Origin of the sequence: Pseudonocardia sp. CA-107938 (genome assembly GCF_050936315.1) — a bacterium.
GTDB lineage: Bacteria > Actinomycetota > Actinomycetes > Mycobacteriales > Pseudonocardiaceae > Pseudonocardia.
On the sequence record NZ_JBNJNA010000001.1, the window covers coordinates 921,933 to 939,830 of the forward strand.

The window sequence follows — 17,898 nt, forward strand, 5'->3', positions numbered from 1 at the left end:
CTAGTTCACCACCGGACCGTCGCCGCTCGAGCAGCCGGTGCACCCGCCGTACTCGACGTCGTTGCCCGGGTCGTAGACCGGGACGTCCGGGTTGCCGTCGTCGGTCGGGGTGTCCCCGGGCACGTCGCCACTGCCACCGGACGGGATGTCGCCGCCGCCGGACGGGACGTCGCCACCGCCGCCCGACGGGACGTCGCCACCACCGCCAGACGGGACATCGCCACCGCCACCCGACGGGACATCGCCACCACCGGACGGGATGTCGCCGCCACCGCCCGACGGGATGTCGCCGCCACCGCCAGACGGGATGTCGCCACCTCCGCCAGACGGGATGTCGCCGCCGCCACCCGCGGGAATGTCGCCACCGCCACCGGACGGGACGCCGCCACCGCCGCCCGGCTCCTCGTCCCCCTCGGACGGGATGGCCTCGTCGCCGCTGCCGCCGCGGTCCTGCGCGTCGTCACGGCGGGGCTCGTCGCTCACGTCGTCGCTGGGCTGCTGCTCGTCCTGCCACGGGGGTTGCTCTGCAGGCCGGTCGATCGCGACCGCGGGCCGCCGTGCCGGACGCTCGACCACCGCAGCCGGCGCCGGAACCACGATCTGTGGCTGGACCTGCGCCGGCGCCGCGGCGGGCACCTCGATCAGGCCGGCCGCTGGCAGCTGCGAAGGGGTCGGGCCGGGCAGCGTCGCGGCGGGTTCGGCCAGCAACCCGGCCAGGCCGCTACCCCCGATGAGGAGCAGCGCGGCTGCGGCCGCGCCGACCGCGATCCGGCCGTTGCGTCGCCGCCGGCCGAGCACGGTCGTCGCGATCGCGGTGCCGCCGGCCGACCCGCCGCCGGCCAGCGGGAACAGCAGCGCGAGCAACGCGACCCGCTTGGCGAGCCCGCGCCGTCCGCGTTCCTCCCAGTCCGCGCCGTACCCGGACAGCGCCGCGGCCTCCAGCTCGTCGAGGAACTCGGCGACGGTCCGGGGGCGGCGATCGGCGTCCTTGGCCATCCCCCGCGAGACCAGTCCGCGCACCGCGTCCGGCACAGCGCCCAACGGGACCGGCGCGTGCTCGTGCAGCCGGCGCAGCGCAGCGGGATCGGTGGCCGGGAAGGGCGGCTCACCCGCCAGGCACTCGAAGAACGTCGCGGTGGCGGCGTAGATGTCGCCCGCCGGCCGCGCAGGCGCCCCCGCCCACTGCTCGGGCGCCATGTACCAGGGCGTGCCACTGCCGACGAGCGCCCCGCCACCGGCCCGCGCCGCGATGCCGAAGTCGGTCAGCTTGCTGATGCCGTCCGCCGTGACCAGCACGTTCGCGGGTTTGACGTCACGATGGACGACCCCGGCGGCGTGCGCGGCGCCCAGTCCGCACAGCGCCCCCTTCAGCACCACGAGCGCCGGCTCCGGCGCGGTCGGCCCCTGCTGGTCGAGCACCGTCCGCAACGACACGCCGTCGACCAGTTCCATGACGATCGCGGCGCCGGCCGCGGACTCCACGTACTCGTACAGCTGCACGACCGTCGGCGCGTCCACCGCACCCAGCAGTTGCGCCTCCCGGCGGAACTGGGTGCGGAACTCGGCATCGTCGAACAGGTGATCCGCCAGGTACTTGATCGCCACCTGCCGCCCGGTGGCGTGGTGGCGGGCGAGCACGACCGTCCCCGCCGCACCCGAACCAAGCTCCCGCACGGTCGAGCAGCCGGGCACCTCCCAGCGGGTCGTCGCCTGGTCCAAGGTCCGTTCGATGTTGCCGACCATCGTGTCCAGCCAATCTCTCGGGTGCATCGGGACGCTATGAGCCGCAGGTCAGAGCAGGCATGAGGAGCGCGACACCTACTTTCGGCAGCCCGTCACCCATGTACGGGCGACGCCCGACGGACTCGTCCCTCACGCACAGCACGATGCGACCCGCGACCCCTCCCGGGCGACGTGGCACCGACCGAAGGGTTGACCGCAAGGATTAGCCCGACCCCGCACTGACCGGCCCGAACGACCGCCCCACGGGCCATGGGCCGACACCCCACCTACGCGGCTAGGATCAGGCGAGCGCCCTCGTAGCTCAGGGGATAGAGCAACGGTTTCCTAAACCGTGTGTCGCAGGTTCGAATCCTGCCGGGGGCACCACGTCCGACCGGCACGAACCCCCCGACCTGCTGAAACGGGCGACATCGCCCTGCTGTCAGACCGGCTGATCGACGGCCTCACCGCGTGGGACGACCTCGACGCGATCGTCGTGCACTGCGCCGCGGACGCGGACCAGGTCGTCGTGCCGATGAACCGGTTGTCGAAGGAGTGGCAGGGCGGCTGGGCGAAGCGCAGCCTGACCAGCAGGTCACACGCCGGGCGGCCATCGTCGAAGAGCCGCCCGGACGGTGCCCGCGCTGATGCTCGTCATCCGATCCCGTGAGTAGACGATCCGCTCCTCGGCTGGATCGTCGTCGCTTCCATCGGCATGGCGCCATGTGCCGGTGTAGGCGGAGTCGTCGTCGGCGAAGGTGGCCTCGATGAGCGTCGCTGTGACGTCGTTCAGCCGGAGCTCCGCCGGAACGCCCGCACGGCGATCACCGCGAGCCCGACGTACAGCGCGGGAAGGTCGCCGTGGCGATCGGCTCGGTGAGCTCGAACATGCGGTGGACCTGGGACTGTGCGTGCGGCATCGGTGCGTCCTAGACGGTCGGGCGGATGTTCTGGTTGAGGTGGAAGACGTTCGTCGGGTCGTAGGCGTTCTTAAGCGCGGTGAGCCGGGCCATCTTGGCGGGCGGGAAGGCGCGGCTGACGCTCTCGCCGTTGAGGGTGTTGACGTAGGCGCCGCCTGCGTACCGGTCGAGGGTGGCGGCATAGCCGCGGACCGTGGCGATGCGCTCGGCGTCGTCGGCGGGGTCCTCCCAGCGGGTGGCGGTGACGAACTCGAACTGGGTGTCGCGGTGGCTGAACGCGGCCTCGTGGTCGGGAACGTCGGCGATCGCACCGCCGTACGCCTGCAGGCTCGCGCCGACGCCGGGGTTGCGCAGCAGGGCGCGGATGGCCGCGTCGGGCAGGGACTTGAAGTAGTGGCCCTTCCAGTAGCGGCGGTACCGGTGCCCCTGCACGCTGTCCTCGCGGCTCTGCAGCGTCAGGTAGGGCATCTCCTCGACCTTCTCTGCGACGACCGTGCCGAGCTCGCGGAACGCCGTGACGAGCGCGGCGCCGTCGGCCGGGTCGCCGACCCAGACGAAGCCGACGGTCAGCTCCTCGCCGCGGACGCTCGCGGTGAAGGTGGCCTGGCGAGGTGCGGTGGCGTTGAGGTCGCGCCAGCCCTGCATCACGGCGAACGCCTCGGCCCAGTCGTAGGTGAACTCGGCGACGAGCGTGCGGGTGCCGACGTGGTGCAGCCGGAACTCGAACGCGGTGACGATGCCGAAGTTGCCGCCGCCGCCGCGCAGCCCCCAGAACAGCTCAGGGTTCTCGGTGGCGCTCGCGGTCACGACGTCGCCGGCGGCGGTGACGAGCTCGTAGGAGATGACGTTGTCGCAGGCCAGCCCGAACTGCCGGGCGAGCCAGCCCATCCCGCCGCCGAGGGTGAGGCCGCCGACGCCGGTGTGCGAGACGTTGCCGGCCGTGGTGGCCAGCCCGTGCGCCTGCGCGGCGCGGTCCAGCTCCCCGAGCAGCGCGCCGCCCTGGATCCAGGCGATCTGCCGGTCGGCGTCGACGCGGACCTCGTTCATCGGGGTGAGGTCGATCATCATGCCGCCCTCGGGCACCGCGTGCCCGGCGATGCTGTGCCCGCCGCAGCGGACCGCGATCTCCAACCCCCTGGCTTGGGCGAGCCGGACGGCGGCCGCGACGTCCGCGGTGTCGCGGCAGCGGGCGATCACGGCCGGGTGCCGGTCGATCATCGCGTTCCAGACCGATCGCGCTTCGTCGTAGCCGGCGTCGCCCGGCTGCAGCAGGTCGAGGGTGAGGGTGGTGGCGGTCATCTCGGGCTCCCGTCCGAAGTGGTGGTACGGACAAGCCTGACAGCGAACCGGTACTTCGATAAGGTCCGTTTCCATGCGCCGACCCAGGACCAATTCGGGCGCGGGTGAGCTCCTCGTCGAGCTCCGCCGCGACACGTCGGTGCCGCTGCACCAGCAGCTGGAGAGCGGGATCCGGGAGCGGATCCGGCAGGGCCTGCTCCGGGCCGACGCCGTCATGCCGGCGACGCGCGCGCTCGCCGCGGACCTGGGGCTCTCCCGCGGCGTGGTCGTGGAGGCGTACCAGCAGCTGGTGGCCGAGGGCTACCTGGTCAGCCGCGCCGGCGGCTACACGCAGGTGGCGCCGGCCGCGGCCGCGGTCCGGACGGAGCAGCCGAGCGCCCCGGCGACCGCCGGGCCGCCGCGGATCGACCTCAAGTACAGCAAGCCCGACGTCTCGCAGTTCCCGCGCGCCGCGTGGCTGCGGTCGGTCCGCAAGGTCCTCAACGAGACGCCCAACAGCAGCCTCACCTACCTCGACGGGCGCGGCGCCGACGAGCTGCGCGAGGCGATGGCCGACTACCTGAACCGGGTCCGCGGCACGTCCGCGCGGCCGGAGAACGTGCTGATCTGCAACGGCTTCGCCCAGGGCTCCCGGTTGCTCCTGCAGGTGCTGGCTGCTGCGGGGTACCGCCGGCTGGCCGTCGAGGACCCGTCCGACAACGAGGTGCGCGATGTCGCGACGAAGGCGGGCCTGGAGACGGTCGGCGTCCCGGTCCTGGAGACCGGGCTGGACGTGGCCGCGCTCGAACGTTCTGGCGCCGACGTCGTGCTGGTGACCGCGGCCCACCAGTTCCCGACGGGAGCCGTGGCATCGGCGCAGACCCGGGCCGGGCTGGTCGCGTGGGCCGCGGAGCACGACGCCGTCGTCATCGAGGACGACTACGACGCCGAGTACCGGTACGACCGCGAGCCGATCGGCGCCATCCAAGGGCTCGCGCCGGAATCCGTCGTGTACGCGGGTACGGCGAGCAAGACGCTGGCGCCCGGGCTGCGGCTCGGCTGGCTGGTCCTGCCGAGCCGGCTGGTCGAGCCGATGTCGGCGGCCAAGGTGATGGACGACCGCGGCTCGCCGGTGCTCGACCAGCTGACGTTCGCCGACTTCGTCGCCCGCGGCGAGTTCGATCGCCACCTGCGCCGGATGCGGCCGCGGTACCGGCGGCTGCGCGACGCCCTCGTCGGCCGCCTGGCCGAGCGGCTGCCCGACCTCGTGCCGATCGGCGTCTCCGCCGGCCTGCACGTCATGACGTGGCTGCCGCCCGACCTCACCGAGGAGGCCGTGGCGGAGGCGGCGCTCGAACGCGGCCTCGGCGTCTACGGCCTGGCGCCCTACTGGGTGGGCGAGCGCGGACCGGACGGGCTGGTCTTCGGCTACGGCAGCCTGACCGAGTCGGCCGCCGTCGAGGGCGTCGACCTGCTCGCCGACGCCATCCGCTCCCTCCGCCGGTGACCGGCTCGGCGCTCGGACGGCTGGGCCTGCTGGCGCCCGCGTTCCTCGGCCTGGTGCTGCTGGCCCGGGCCGCCGACGCGGTCAGCCACCCCGACTTCCGCTACGTCCCGTTCGTGGCGGCGGCGTTCGCGCTGCCCCTGTGGTACGCGACCGGGCTGGGACGGTCGGTGTGGACGCGCTGGTACCCGGGGCTCCTCGCCGTGCAGGCGGTGCTGTCCTTCGCGCCGTTCGCGCTCTTCGGCTCCACCTGGCCGAGTGGGATCGTCGGGCCGCTCGGCGGGCTGCTCCTGCTCACCCTGCGCGCCCCGCTGGGGCAGGCGCTGTTCCTCCTCGCCGGTGCCGCGGACCTCGCCGTGCGTCTCGTGGTGGGGATGCCCGCGGTCCCGCCGCACGCCGCCATCGCCTGGGTCGTGATCACCTACGCCGACACCGGGCTCGCGCTCTACGGCCTGGTGCGGCTCACCACGATGGCCGCGGCGCTCGACGCGACCCGTTCGGAGCTGGCCGCGGCCGCGGTCGTCGAGCAACGCCTCGCGAGCGCGCGGCGGCTGCGGGCCGCGGTGGTCGAGCGCCTCGACCAGGTCGTCGTGCACGCGGGCGCAGCGCTGGGTGGCGCACCCGAGCGCGCCCGGCAGGAGCTGGAACGGGTCGGTGGGCTGGCCCGCGAGGCCGGCGCCGAGGTGCGCCGGACCGCCCCGGACGCGCCGCCTGTTCCGCCCGATCCCGCCGGGCAGCACACGGAGGTGCTGGCCCCGCGGCTGGCCCGGGTCGTCCTGCTGGCGATGCTGGTGATGTTCGCCCTGCTCGCCGTGCTGAACGTGGTCCGGCGCACCACCGCGGTGCCGTACTCGTCGTTGCCCGTGATCGTGGCGTCAGCCGTCGCGTCGATCGTGATCGTGGCCGTGCAGTGGCGGCACTCGACCATCGCCCGGCCGCGGGGGTGGCCGTGGACCCTCGCCCTGCAGGCCGCGCTGATCTACGCCTTCTACCCCGTCGCGGAGGCGTCCGCCTTCTCGAGCGCGGCGTTCCTCGCCGGGAGCTGCCTGCTGCTGCTCCCGGTCCGATGGCGGTGGATCGCGTTCGCCGCGGTCGTGTTCAGCCACCCGCTGCTGGTCGCCATCGCCCCGAGCACGCCGCTCGACGTGCGGGACCTTCTCCCCTGGGCCGGGTACGCGGTCGCGGTCGTCTCGGCCTGGGGCCTGATGGTGTACGGCTTCTCGCGGCTGACGACCGTCGTCGGCGAGCTGGTCGAGGCCCGGGCCGAGCTGGCCGAGGTCGCCACGATCCGCGAACGGCTGCGGATCACCCGCGACACGCACGACCTGCTCGGGCTCGGCCTGTCCGCGATCGCGCTCAAGTCCGAGCTCGCCGCGGCCGTGCTCGACACCGATCCCGCGCGGGCCCGCCGCGAGATCACCGAGCTGCTGGGCATCGCGGTCGCGACCCGCGACGACGCCGGCGTCGTCAGCACCGACCCCACCCGCCCGGCACTGGTCACCGAACTGCGGTCGGCGCGGGAGATCCTGCGCTCGGCCGGTGTGGAGGCGCACTGCGTCGATGCGCCGCCGCTGCCGCCCGACGTCGACACGGCGTTCGCCACCGTGCTGCGCGAAGCGGTCACCAACGTGCTGCGCCACAGCAGGCCCACCCGGGTCGACGTCCAGGTGCGCGTCGACGACGGCAGCGCCACCCTCACCGTCGCCAACGACGGTGCCCCGCCGGCCGCCGCCGACGCGGCCGGGCAGGGCCTGACCAACCTGGACGAGCGGCTGGGCGCGCTCGGCGGGTCGGTGCGCGCGCACCGGGCGGACGGCCGCTTCGTGCTGGAGGCGAGCGCTCCGCTCGCCGCGTTGACCACCTCTTGACGTCACCCGATCGGGGAGTCACGATCTACGCGAACGTTCGCTGTTAACGCTCACACTCAGGGTGGAGGTGGCGTGTACGTCTCGTTGAAGGACGTCGCGGCACGCGCCGGCGTGAGCTTCCAGACAGCGAGCAAGGTGCTCAACGGCAACACCGCGGCCGCCTCCGCGGCGACCGCAGAGCGCGTCCTGCGCGTGGCAGCCGAGCTGGGCTACGTGCCGAACGCGCTGGCCAGGGGTCTGGTCCGGCGCAGCTCGGTGACCATCGGCGTGCTGGTCGACGACCTGGCCGACGCCGCGCTGGTCCGCTTCGTCGACGGCGCGCAGGCTGCGCTCGCCGCGCAGGGCCACGCCGTGCTGCTGACCGCGGTCACCCCGGGTGAGCCGGCCGCCGACGCGCTGCGCAAGCTGCTGGAGCACCGCGTCGACGGGGTCCTGGTCGTCGCCCCCGGCATCGAGCGGGACGAGGGGGTCGCCCGCGTGCTGCGTCCCGGGCTGCCGCTGGTCGGGCTCAACCGGATGCCCGGCGCCGACGCCGTGCTGCTCGGCTCCGACCACCGCGAGACGGGCCGGCTGGCCGCCGAGCACCTGCTCGAGCTGGGCCACCGCGAGATCGCCACCGTGGTCGGCCCGCGTGGGCGCCACGTGGTGCGCAGGCGCCTCGAGGGGTTCGGCACGGCGCTCGCCGCGGCCGGGGTGGCGTTGCCGGAGCATCGGATCGTCGAGTCCGGGTGGTCGGCCGCGACCGCCTATGCCGCGGCCGCCGCGCTGCTCGACCGCGCCGGCGAGCCGATCACCGCGGTGTTCGCGCAGAACGACGAGATGGCCTCCGGCGTGCTGCGGCTGCTGGCCGACCGCGGGGTGCGCGTGCCCGAGGAGGTGTCCGTGGTCGGCTGCGACGACCTGCCGGCCTCGCGGTTCCTGGTGCCCGCGCTGACCACGATCGCCGTCCCGTTCACCGAGACCGGCGAGCGCGCGGCCGCCGTCCTGCTCGACCTGATCGCGGGGAAGCCGGCGCCGCGGCGCGAGCTGCTGCCGGTCCGGCTGGTCGTCCGCGCGTCCACCGGCCCGCCACCGGCGTCCGACCTGCCCACCATCGACCCCAGGGAGCAGCCTTGACCCATCCGAACCGGCGTCGTTTCCTCGGTGGCGCGCTCGCCGCCGGTGCGACGATGTTGCTCTCCGGCTGCTCGACGGCGGTTGCCGGCGGGCTGCTCGGCCGGAGCTCGTCGCCGAGCACCCTCGCCTACTGGAACCTCTTCGGCGGCGGCGACGGCAAACGCATGCAGGCGATGGTGGCCGCGTACCAGGCGGCGACGCCGCAGGTCACGCTGGAGCCGATCACGCTGAAGTGGGGCAACCCCTACTACACGAAGCTGTCGCTGGCCACGATCGGCGGGAAGCCACCGGACGTCGCGGTCGCGCACATGACGCGCGTGCCGACGTTGCAGGCCGCCGGCCTGCTCGCCGAGCTCGCACCGGGCGACATGGCCCGGCACGGGATGACGGCGGACCGGTTCAACGCCACGGCGTGGCGGGCGGGCCAGGTCGGCGGCAGCACCTTCGCCGTGCCGCTGGACACCCACCCGTTCGTCTGCTTCTACAACACCGACGTCTGCGCCAAGGCAGGCCTGCTCGACGGATCGGGCGCGCTGCGACCGATCACCAGCGAGGACGCCCTCGTCGACGCGCTGCGCCGGGCCAAGCAGGTCACCGGCCAGTTCGGCGCGTCCGTCGCCGCGGTCAGCGAGCAGGCCAGCCCGTGGCGGATCTTCCAGACGCTCTACAGCCAGCTCGGCGGGCAGATGATCGCCGACTCCGGGCGGCAGGTCGTCATCGACGACGCCAAGGCCCTGCGGGTGCTGTCGCTGCTCTCCCGGCTCAACGTCGACGGCCTGATGCCGGGCAACCTGGACTACCAGGGCGCGGTCGCGACGTTCGCCAACGGGCGCGCCGGGTTCTACTTCCAGGGCGAGTGGGAGATCACGACGTTCCAGACGTCGAAGACCCCGTTCGGGATGACGTTGTTCCCCAACGTCTACGGCGGCTCCCGCTACGCGGTGCAGGCCGACTCGCACGCGCTGGTGCTGCCGCGCCGTGACCGGTCACCGGCCGAGCTGGACAAGGCGCTCGGGTTCGTCCGGTCGATGCTGGACCAGAGCGCGGTCTGGGCCGCGGGCGGGCACGTGCCGGCGTGGCTGCCCTACCGCGACAGCCCCGACTACGCGGCGCTGCAACCGCAGGCGAACTACGCAGCGGCGGCCGACGCCGCCGTCTACGACCCGGACGCCTGGTACTCCGGGTCCGGCTCGAACTTCGAGATCGTCCTCGGCGACGCGATCGGCGCCGTGCAGGGCGGGCTGCTCACCCCGGAGGCGGGCCTTGCCCGCATGCGGGACCAGCTCACCACCCTCGCCACCACCCGACCGCCCCTGTGATGCGAGGGAGACTCCGGTGACCACCACGCTTCCGTCCACCACCACTGCGACGCCGGTCGCCCCGACCCGCGGCCCGTCGAGGATGCGACCGGACGGCCGACCGGCCGTCGGGTTCCTCGCCCCGTTCCTGATCCTGTACGTGCTGTTCGTGATCGGCCCGGCGCTCTACGGGCTGCTGATGAGCTTCTTCGACGCCAGCCTCGTGCGCGGCGGCCTCGGCCCGTTCGCCGGCCTCGCCAACTACGGCGAGGTGCTCACCAGCAGCGCGTTCTGGGCGGCGATGTGGCACACGGTGTGGTTCACCGTGCTCACCACGCCGCCGCTGGTCGTGCTCGGGTTCGTCCTGGCCCTGCTGGCCGAGCGGGCCGGCCGGGCCCGCTGGTTCCTGCGGCTGGCGTTCTTCGCGCCCTACATCCTGCCGTCGGCGGTGATGGCGCTGATCTGGATGTGGATCTACACGCCGGAACTCGGGCTGGGCGCCGCCGCGGTCTCCACGTTCGGGCTGGAACCGCCGTCGTGGCTGGGTGACCCCGACTGGGCCATGGTGTCACTGGCCATCGCGACGGTGTGGTGGACGCTGGGCTTCAACTTCGTGCTCTACCTCGCCGGGCTGCAGGAGGTGCCGCGCGAGCTGTACGAGTCGGCGGCGCTGGACGGTGCGACGCCGTGGCAGCAGACGCTGCGGATCACCGTGCCGCTGCTCGCCCGCACGACCACGCTCGTGGTGGTGCTGCAGGTGATCGCCTCGCTCAAGGTGTTCGACCAGATGTACATCATGACCTCGGGTGGGCCGAACGGCAGCACCCGACCGGCGCTGGAGTACGTCTACGACGTCGCGTTCACCGACTACCGCATCGGCTACGCGGGTGCGGCCTCCACCGTCTACTTCGTGCTCATCCTCGCCGTCTCGGCGATCTGGTACCTGCGCACCCGCCGCCAGCAGGAGGTCTGACGTGACCACCGTCCTCGACACCGAACCCGTCGCCGCCGCGCGCGCGTCACGGCAGGTCTCCGCCATCACCGGGTCCCGGCTGTTCAACCGGATCTGCACCGGTGTCGTCCTCGCCATCGCCGTGATCTGGCTGGTGCCCCTCCTGTGGGCGGTCGACACCTCGTTCAAGCCCAACTCCGAGACCGCCAACCTGCCGGTGACGTGGTGGATCGAGCAGCCCACCCTGGACTCCTACGCGTCCGTCCTGCGCGCGGGCGACGTCTGGGACTGGTACGCGTCGAGCGCGATCATCGGCGTGCTGACGGTCGTCCTCACGGTGCTGACCGCGAGCATGGCCGCGTTCGCGCTCTCCCGGATGCGGTTCCGCCGGCGCGGGGCCGTCCTCGGGCTCGTGCTCGCCGGGCTGCTCATCCCGAGCCAGGTGCTGATCGTGCCGCTGTTCCGTGAGATGAACGCGCTCGGCCTGCTCAACACGTACTGGGCGGTAATCCTGCCGCAGGTGCCCACCGCGATCGCGGTGTTCGTGTTCAAGCAGTTCCTCGACGGCCTGCCGATCGAGCTGGAGGAGGCCGCCCGCATCGACGGCGCCGGCTGGTGGCGGATCTACTGGACGATCGCGCTGCCGCTGACCCGGCCCGCGATCGCCGCAGTCGCCATCTTCACGTTCGTCTGGTCGTGGAACAGCCTGCTGTGGCCGCTGCTGGTGCTCTCCAGCCCGGACGTCATGACGGTGCCGGTGGGGCTCGCGACCGTGCAGGGCAACTTCGGCATCCGCTACGCCGACACCATGGCCACCTCGCTGCTGGGCGGGTTGCCGCTGGTCGCGCTGTTCCTGTTCTTCCAGCGCCAGATCGTCGAAGGCGTCGCCGGCACCGGCCTCAAGGGATGATCCCCGCACAACCCGACCGAAGGAGTGCAGTGCTCCGCTCTACCGTCACCATCGATCCCGCGCTCGCGCTGGCCGAGATCGACCCGCGCCTGTACGGCTCGTTCGTCGAGCACATGGGCCGATGCGTCTACACGGGCATCCACGAGCCCGGCCACGCGACCGCCGACGAGCTGGGCTTCCGCGGTGACGTCGCCGAGCTCGTCGGCGAGCTCGGCGTGCCGATCGTGCGCTACCCGGGCGGCAACTTCGTGTCGGGCTACAACTGGGAGGACGGGATCGGGCCCGTCGCCGACCGCCCGGTGCGCCTCGACCTCGCGTGGCGCTCCATCGAGACCAACCAGGTCGGGCTGCACGAGTTCGCCGCGTGGGCCAAGCGGGTGGGCACCGAGCCGATGATGGCGGTCAACCTCGGCACCCGCGGCGTCGACGAGGCGCGCCGGCTCGTCGAGTACTGCAACCACCCCGGCGGCACCGAGCTGTCGGACCTGCGCCGCAAGAACGGCGCCGAGGAACCGTTCGGCATCAAGGTGTGGTGCCTCGGCAACGAGCTGGACGGGCCGTGGCAGATCGGCCACAAGACCGCGTACGAGTACGGCCGGCTCGCGCTGGAGGCCGGCAAGGTGATGCGGTGGGTCGACCCGTCGATCGAGCTGGTGGCGTGCGGCAGCTCCAACCGGCGGATGCCGACGTTCGGCAGCTGGGAGGCCACGATCCTCGAGGAGTGCTACGACACCGTCGACTACCTGTCGCTGCACTCCTACTCCGAGGAGCGCAAGGGCGACCGCGACAGCTTCCTCGCCTCGGGCGTCGAGCTCGACAACTTCATCGAAGAGGCCATCGCGACCTGCGACTACGTCCGCGCGAAGGGCCGCCACCGCAAGCGCCTCTCGCTGTCGGTGGACGAGTGGAACGTCTGGTACCTCACCCGCTACCACGAGCAGCCGCCGCAGGACTGGGCGCACGCGCCGCGCCTGATCGAGGACACCTACTCCGTCGTCGACGCCGTCGTGGTCGGCGACCTGCTGATCTCCCTGCTCAACCACGCCGACCGCGTCCGGATCGGGTGCCTGGCGCAGCTCGTCAACGTGATCGCGCCGATCCGCACCGAACCCGGCGGCCCGGCCTGGCGCCAGACCACCTACCACCCGTTCGCGCTGACCTCGGCGAACGGGCGCGGAACGGTGCTGCGGCTGGCGCCGAGCGCGCCGACGCACGAGACGTCGTGGCTCGGCGAGGTCCCGCTGCTGGACGCGGCCGCGGTGGTGCGCCCGGACGGCTCGGTCGCGGTCTTCGCGGTGAACCGCAGCCAGACCGAACCGATGGCCCTCGACCTGGACGTGCGGCCGCTGGAACGGGCCGGCGCCGGCTGGGTCGCCGATCACGTCGCGCTCTGCGACGACGACCCGGAGGCCGTCAACTCCGCGGACCAGCCGGACCGCGTCACCCCGCACACCCGTGAGTCGGTGGCGGCCGACGGCGGAACGGCTCAGGTCGTGCTCCCGCCGCTGTCGTGGAACCTGATCACGCTCAGGAAGGCTGGCTGAGGTCGGCCGGCGCGCGGGTCTGGGCGGGCGCACGGCTGGGGCTGGTCCGCGAAGGCCGCCCGGTGATCAAGGACAAAAGGTCGTTCCCCGAGATCGAACAACGACATTCTGCCCTTGATCACCGCAACATCCGCTGCGGCCCCAGGCCCCGCGCCAGCCGTCGAGCAGGGAGGGGCGCTTTCGCAGCGCCCGCCCCGGGCTCATGAGTGCCGTCCAGCCGGAAATGCCGAGGTCGGCAGGCCGGCGCTGCCCTACGCTCGCCCTGTGCCCTACCGGGAGTGGCCGGCGCCCGCCGATCTCGCCAGCGACGTCGCGCGGATCTGGGTGCTGCGCGGCACCGGGGCGGTGCCGCCGGCGCTGCCGGTGCCGGCGGTGGACCTGATCGTGCTGGGTGACGGGCGCGTGCTCGTCACCGGCGCGGAACGGACGGCGCGCCGCGGCGACCTGCCGCGGGACGGCGTGCTCACCGGGTTCCGGCTGCTGCCGGGCAGCTGCACCGCCCTGCTCGGGGTGAGCGCAGCCGACGTGCCGGCAGACGGGTTCGAGCTGGTCGCGGCGCGGGCGGCGAGCCCGCTCGCGACCGGTCTCGCGACCCTGCGTGCCCTCGTCGCGGACCGCACGCGCACGCCGGACCGCGAGGTCCGCCGCGTCGTCGACCTGATGCGCGCGCGGCCCGCGGTAGCCGTCGGTTCCTACGCCGCTGCGGTCGGGCTCTCGGAACGGCAGCTGCGCCGCCGCTTCGACGCCGCGGTCGGCCTGTCCCCCAAGACCTTTCTGCGCGTGCAGCGGCTGCACGCGGTGGTGGCGGCCCGTCGTTCGCGCGGCGCGAGCTGGGCGTCGCTGGCCGCCGCGGCCGGCTTCTACGACCAGCAGCACATGCTCGCCGAGTTCCGGCGCGTCGTCGGCTGCACACCCGACGTGCTGGTCGGCGCCGCAGACGTCCGATTCCTCCACGATTCCTGCCCGGACCTGCGGCAGCATCCGGGGCATGACCGACCGCCCGGCCGATGAGCTGCTCGCGTGGCACGAGGACGTCGCCGTCGCGGGTGCCCGCGAGCCCGTCCGGTTCGTCGAACCCCTAGGTGCGTGGTTCGTCCACGGCCACGCCGACGTCGACCGGGTGCTGACCGAGTACGCCCTCTTCTCCTCGGACGAGCTGCGCCACAGCGCGCAGGACGTGCCGCACCGGGACAACCCGGTGCTGCGCACGCTCGTCGCCACCGACCCGCCGCGTCACCACGTGCTGCGGCGCATCGTGAGCCGTGCGTTCACGCCGCGCTCCGTCGCGGCCGTCGAGCAGCGGATCGTCGCCACGGCGCACGGGCTGCTCGCGGGCTCCCGCGACGAGCTGGACGTCGTCGTCGACCTGGCCCACCCGCTGCCGATCGCGACGATCTCCGCCCTGCTCGGCGTGGAGGCGGAGCGGCAGGCCGACTTCGTCCGCTGGGCGGAGGCGATCACGTCGTTCGCCGGCGCGTTCGCCACCGACCCGGCACGGCGCACGGCGTTCGTCTCCGCCTTCGCCGAGCTGGGCGACTACTTCCGGGACGTGATCGAGGAGCACCGCCGCAGCCCGGCCGACGACGTCATCGGCGCGCTGGTGGCCGCGGAGCCTGACGGCACCGCCCTCTCCACGGACGAGCTGGTCGACTTCTGCGCACTGCTGCTGATCAACGGCCACGAGACGACCCGGACGCTGATCGTGCACACCCTGCTCTGCCTGCAGCGCGACCCCGCTCTGCTGCGACGGCTGCGCGCCGACCCGGAGCTGGTGCCCGCGGTCGTCGAGGAGGTGCTGCGCCTCCTCCCGCCGATCGGGGGCACGGACCGCTTCACCACGGCCACCACGTCGATCGGCGGGCACACCGTCGAGGCGGGCACGCGGGTCGTCGGCATGGTGGTCTCGGCCAACCGCGACCCGCGGGTGTTCGTCCGCCCGCACGACCTCGTGCCCGGCCGCGACCCCAACCCGCACCTGTCGTTCGGCCACGGCGTGCACTTCTGCCTCGGCGCGCACCTCGCTCGCTGCGAGGTGCGCGCCGCCGTCGACGCCGCTCTGGCCCGGATGCCCGGCGAGTGGTGGCTGCCGCCGGACCGGTTCACGACGCGGCGCACGCCCGTCGGCATCGACGTCACGGGGATGGCCCTGAAGTGGGGCGGCTGATCACCCGGCGGTTTCCGGCACTCGGCTGGCGAGCAGCAGCTGTGCGGCGACGGTTGCGCCGTCGGTCCGCACCTCGCCGGCGAGGGCCACGGCCCGCTCCTGAACCTGCGGGTCCAGCGAGACGGCCAGCGCGGCCGACAGGGACTCGGCGGTGGGCTGCGCGCCCTCGTGCGCAGCACCGATGCCCAGCTCGGCGATCCGCGACGCCCAGTACGGCTGGTCCGCGATCAGCGGCACGATCACCTGCGGCGCACCGGCCCGCGCCGCGGTCGTCGTGGTGCCCGCACCGCCGTGGTGCACGACGGTGGCGACCCGGCGGAACAGCGCCTGCTGGTTGACCTCACCGACGACGAAGCAGTCGTCGGCGTCGTCCGCGGAGGTCAGCCCGGCCCAGCCGCTGCCGATCAGGATCCGGCGGCCGTGCCCGCGGGCCGCCTCGATCGCCGCCTCCGCGACGCCCTTCGGCGCGTGCGCGGCCATGCTGCCGAAGCCCACGTACACCGGCGGCGTGCCGGCGTCGAGGAACGCGGCCAGGTCGTCGGGCAGGGGACGGTCGTCGGGCAGGATCCACGCCCCCGTCTGGACGAGGTCGAGCTCCGTCATGCCCGCGGACGGGCACAGCGTCGGGTCCGCCGCCAGGAAGGGCCGCGCGGTGAACACCTGGTCGCGGACGTTGTCCACGGGCGGCATGCCCAGCTCCGCCCGGTGGCTGTTCACCGCGGGCCCGTACAGGTTGGTCACGCGCTCGGCGTCCTGCTGCCACAGCACCCGCTTGTCGGTCTCCTCCGCCGACGACGGCGTGCCCGGCCGCACCCCCGGCGAGAAGACCCGCGACGGCAGGCCGGCCATGTGGAAGCTCACGTAGTGGTAGTCGATGCCGAGCTTCTCGGCGACGTCCGGCGCACCGGCCGGCATCAACCCGCACGCCAGGATCGCGTCACAACCCTTCCCGACCCTGCCGAGCGTCTCGAACCGTGCCGCGACCAGGTCGGCCGCGAGCTGGAACGGGTCCGTTCGCCCACCGCTCACCACGGAGCGCACGCTCGGCCCGAGCGGCTCGTGGGCCACCCCGACCCGACCCAGCAGAGCCACGAAGTCGTCGTCCGGCGGCGCGCACACGACCGCGTCCGCACCGTGCTCCCGCAGTGCCACCGCCAGCCCGGCCAGCGGCTCGACGTCCCCACGCGATCCCCACGTCGTCAACAGCAAACGCACTTCGAATTCCCCATTTCCCCAGCTGGCGCCGTTCGGCCGGGGAATTCTGAGGGACCACCGGCGTCTTGTGGCAAGTCCCCCCGTCGGCTATACGTTGAAGTGGGAAGAGATCACTGGTAGAGCACCGCCTGGATCTGCGGGCTGTCGATGTTCGACTGGTCGTACCAGAAGAAGCCGGTGTCGATGGTCTTCGGCACCTCCTCGCCGTGGATCGCCTTCACGGCCGCGGCCACGGTCTGCTCGCCGATCCCGATCGGGTTCTGGGTGATCGCGCCGAGCATCACGCCGCTCTTGATGGCGTCGATCTGGTCCTTGCCGGAGTCGAACCCGATGATGGCGATGCCCTTGCGGCCGGTCGCGGTGACCCCGCGCACGATGCCGATCGCGGAGCCCTCGTTGGTGCCGTAGATGCCCTTGACGTCGGGGTTGGCCGCGATGATGTTCTGGGTGATCTGCGCCGACTGGTCCTTGTCGCCGGCGCCGTACTGGGTGTCGAGCAGCTGCACACCCGGCGCGTTGGCCTTCATCCACTCGATGAACCCGTCGCGGCGCTCGACGCCCGTCTTGCTCTTGTCGTCGTGCACGACCAGCGCGACCTTGCCGGAGCCGCCGATCGCCTCCGCCATGTGCTTGGCCGCCTCCGCGGCCGCCGCCTTGCTGTCGGTGGCCGCGGTGGTGACGGGCAGGTCGGAGTCCACACCGGAGTCGAATGCGACGACCGGGATGTTGCGCTTCTTCGCCTCGTCCAGCAGCGGGGCGGCGGCCTTCGAGTCGAGCGCGGCGAAGCCCAGCGCGGCCGGGCGCCGACCCAGCACGATCCCCAGCATGCGGACCTGGCTCTCGATGTCGGACTCCGTGGCCGGCCCCTCGAACGTGACCCGCACGTTCTCCTTGACCGCCTCCTGCTCGGCGCCCTTCTTCACGGCCTGCCAGAACTGGTGCTGGAAACCCTTCGCCACGATCGCGACCGTGGGCGGGCCGCTCGTCGACACGGTCTCTCCGCACGCTGCGGTGGCCAGGACGAGCGCGGCACCGACCAGTGCCGTGGCGAGTGGACGGGTGCGCATGGCGGTCGAGCCCCTCTGCTCCAACGGTGCACGGCGGGAGCGTCAGGACAGCCCTGCCGCTTGCCCCCGTTCGCCGGATAGTGGCACATCACAATGCGCTGACCTGCACTGAACTCACCGTGGTGGGCGGAGAGCCGCGGCGCGCGCGAGCCGGGCGAGTTGCCCGGACCAGGCCCGCGAGTTGCCCGGATCGGGACTGCGAGTTGGCCGGATCGGGACTGCGAGTTGGCCGCTTGAGCCGGATCCGATCCGGCCATCTCAGCGTCCTGATCGGGGCAACTCGCCGACCCGGTCCGGGCAACTCGCGGGCCACCTGCGGACGGGAGCGGGCAGGTGCGGG

At 73.0% G+C, this 17,898-nt stretch carries 14 protein-coding genes and 1 tRNA gene; 11 read left to right on the top strand and 4 right to left on the bottom strand.

Going from position 1 to position 17,898, the window contains the following annotated elements; all coding sequences use genetic code 11:
- On the bottom strand, positions 1-1,770 hold the full coding sequence (locus tag ACQEVB_RS04515) for a protein kinase domain-containing protein (RefSeq protein ID WP_432965390.1): 1,770 nt from the start codon (positions 1,768-1,770) through the stop codon (positions 1-3).
- A 263-nt stretch (positions 1,771-2,033) separates the two neighbouring features.
- On the opposite strand from ACQEVB_RS04515, the gene ACQEVB_RS04520 reads away from it, so the two are divergent.
- Positions 2,034-2,109 (top strand) — tRNA-Arg (locus ACQEVB_RS04520).
- The gene (locus tag ACQEVB_RS04525) at positions 2,075-2,392 is read left to right on the top strand and encodes a hypothetical protein (RefSeq protein WP_432965393.1); all 318 of its coding nucleotides are present in this window, start codon (positions 2,075-2,077) and stop codon (positions 2,390-2,392) included. The genes ACQEVB_RS04520 and ACQEVB_RS04525 overlap by 35 nt, the downstream gene beginning before the upstream one ends.
- 259 nt (positions 2,393-2,651) lie before the next feature.
- Here ACQEVB_RS04525 and ACQEVB_RS04530 read toward each other — a convergent pair whose 3' ends face one another.
- Positions 2,652-3,941, bottom strand: a complete 1,290-nt coding sequence (locus ACQEVB_RS04530) for an FAD-binding oxidoreductase (protein ID WP_432965396.1) — start codon at positions 3,939-3,941, stop codon at positions 2,652-2,654.
- A 73-nt stretch (positions 3,942-4,014) separates the two neighbouring features.
- On the opposite strand from ACQEVB_RS04530, the gene ACQEVB_RS04535 reads away from it, so the two are divergent.
- The 9 genes from ACQEVB_RS04535 (at position 4,015) to ACQEVB_RS04575 (ending at position 15,276) form a co-directional block, all read left to right on the top strand.
- Complete coding sequence (locus tag ACQEVB_RS04535) at positions 4,015-5,427, top strand: PLP-dependent aminotransferase family protein (RefSeq protein ID WP_432965398.1); 1,413 nt, start codon at positions 4,015-4,017, stop codon at positions 5,425-5,427.
- Positions 5,424-7,292, top strand: coding sequence for a sensor histidine kinase (locus ACQEVB_RS04540; protein ID WP_432965401.1), 1,869 nt, complete (start codon positions 5,424-5,426; stop codon positions 7,290-7,292). Before ACQEVB_RS04535 ends, ACQEVB_RS04540 begins: the two co-directional genes overlap by 4 nt.
- Positions 7,293-7,364: 72 nt before the next feature.
- Positions 7,365-8,408: a LacI family DNA-binding transcriptional regulator gene (locus ACQEVB_RS04545; RefSeq protein WP_432965404.1), complete on the top strand. Its 1,044-nt coding sequence runs from the start codon at positions 7,365-7,367 to the stop codon at positions 8,406-8,408.
- Positions 8,405-9,727, top strand: coding sequence for an extracellular solute-binding protein (locus tag ACQEVB_RS04550; RefSeq protein WP_432965407.1), 1,323 nt, complete (start codon positions 8,405-8,407; stop codon positions 9,725-9,727). The genes ACQEVB_RS04545 and ACQEVB_RS04550 overlap by 4 nt, the downstream gene beginning before the upstream one ends.
- A 16-nt stretch (positions 9,728-9,743) precedes the next feature.
- Positions 9,744-10,679 (top strand): carbohydrate ABC transporter permease, encoded by a 936-nt coding sequence (locus tag ACQEVB_RS04555; protein WP_432965410.1) that lies wholly within the window; start codon positions 9,744-9,746, stop codon positions 10,677-10,679.
- A gap of 1 nt (position 10,680) precedes the next feature.
- Positions 10,681-11,568 carry a carbohydrate ABC transporter permease gene (locus tag ACQEVB_RS04560; protein ID WP_432965413.1) on the top strand — a complete coding sequence of 296 codons (888 nt, stop codon included), beginning with the start codon at positions 10,681-10,683 and terminating at the stop codon, positions 11,566-11,568.
- 29 nt (positions 11,569-11,597) lie between these two features.
- Positions 11,598-13,112 (top strand): alpha-N-arabinofuranosidase, encoded by a 1,515-nt coding sequence (locus ACQEVB_RS04565; protein WP_432965416.1) that lies wholly within the window; start codon positions 11,598-11,600, stop codon positions 13,110-13,112.
- Between the two features lie 264 nt (positions 13,113-13,376).
- The gene (locus tag ACQEVB_RS04570; RefSeq protein ID WP_432965419.1) at positions 13,377-14,123 is read left to right on the top strand and encodes a helix-turn-helix domain-containing protein; all 747 of its coding nucleotides are present in this window, start codon (positions 13,377-13,379) and stop codon (positions 14,121-14,123) included.
- Positions 14,101-15,276, top strand: a complete 1,176-nt coding sequence (locus tag ACQEVB_RS04575; RefSeq protein ID WP_432965422.1) for a cytochrome P450 — start codon at positions 14,101-14,103, stop codon at positions 15,274-15,276. Before ACQEVB_RS04570 ends, ACQEVB_RS04575 begins: the two co-directional genes overlap by 23 nt.
- Here ACQEVB_RS04575 and ACQEVB_RS04580 read toward each other — a convergent pair whose 3' ends face one another.
- Both ACQEVB_RS04580 and ACQEVB_RS04585 read right to left on the bottom strand, forming a co-directional pair.
- Positions 15,277-16,491 carry a glycosyltransferase gene (locus ACQEVB_RS04580; RefSeq protein ID WP_432965425.1) on the bottom strand — a complete coding sequence of 405 codons (1,215 nt, stop codon included), beginning with the start codon at positions 16,489-16,491 and terminating at the stop codon, positions 15,277-15,279. It lies immediately after the preceding gene.
- Between the two features lie 110 nt (positions 16,492-16,601).
- The gene (locus ACQEVB_RS04585) at positions 16,602-17,558 is read right to left on the bottom strand and encodes an ABC transporter substrate-binding protein (protein ID WP_432965428.1); all 957 of its coding nucleotides are present in this window, start codon (positions 17,556-17,558) and stop codon (positions 16,602-16,604) included.
- Positions 17,559-17,898: the final 340 nt, after the last annotated feature.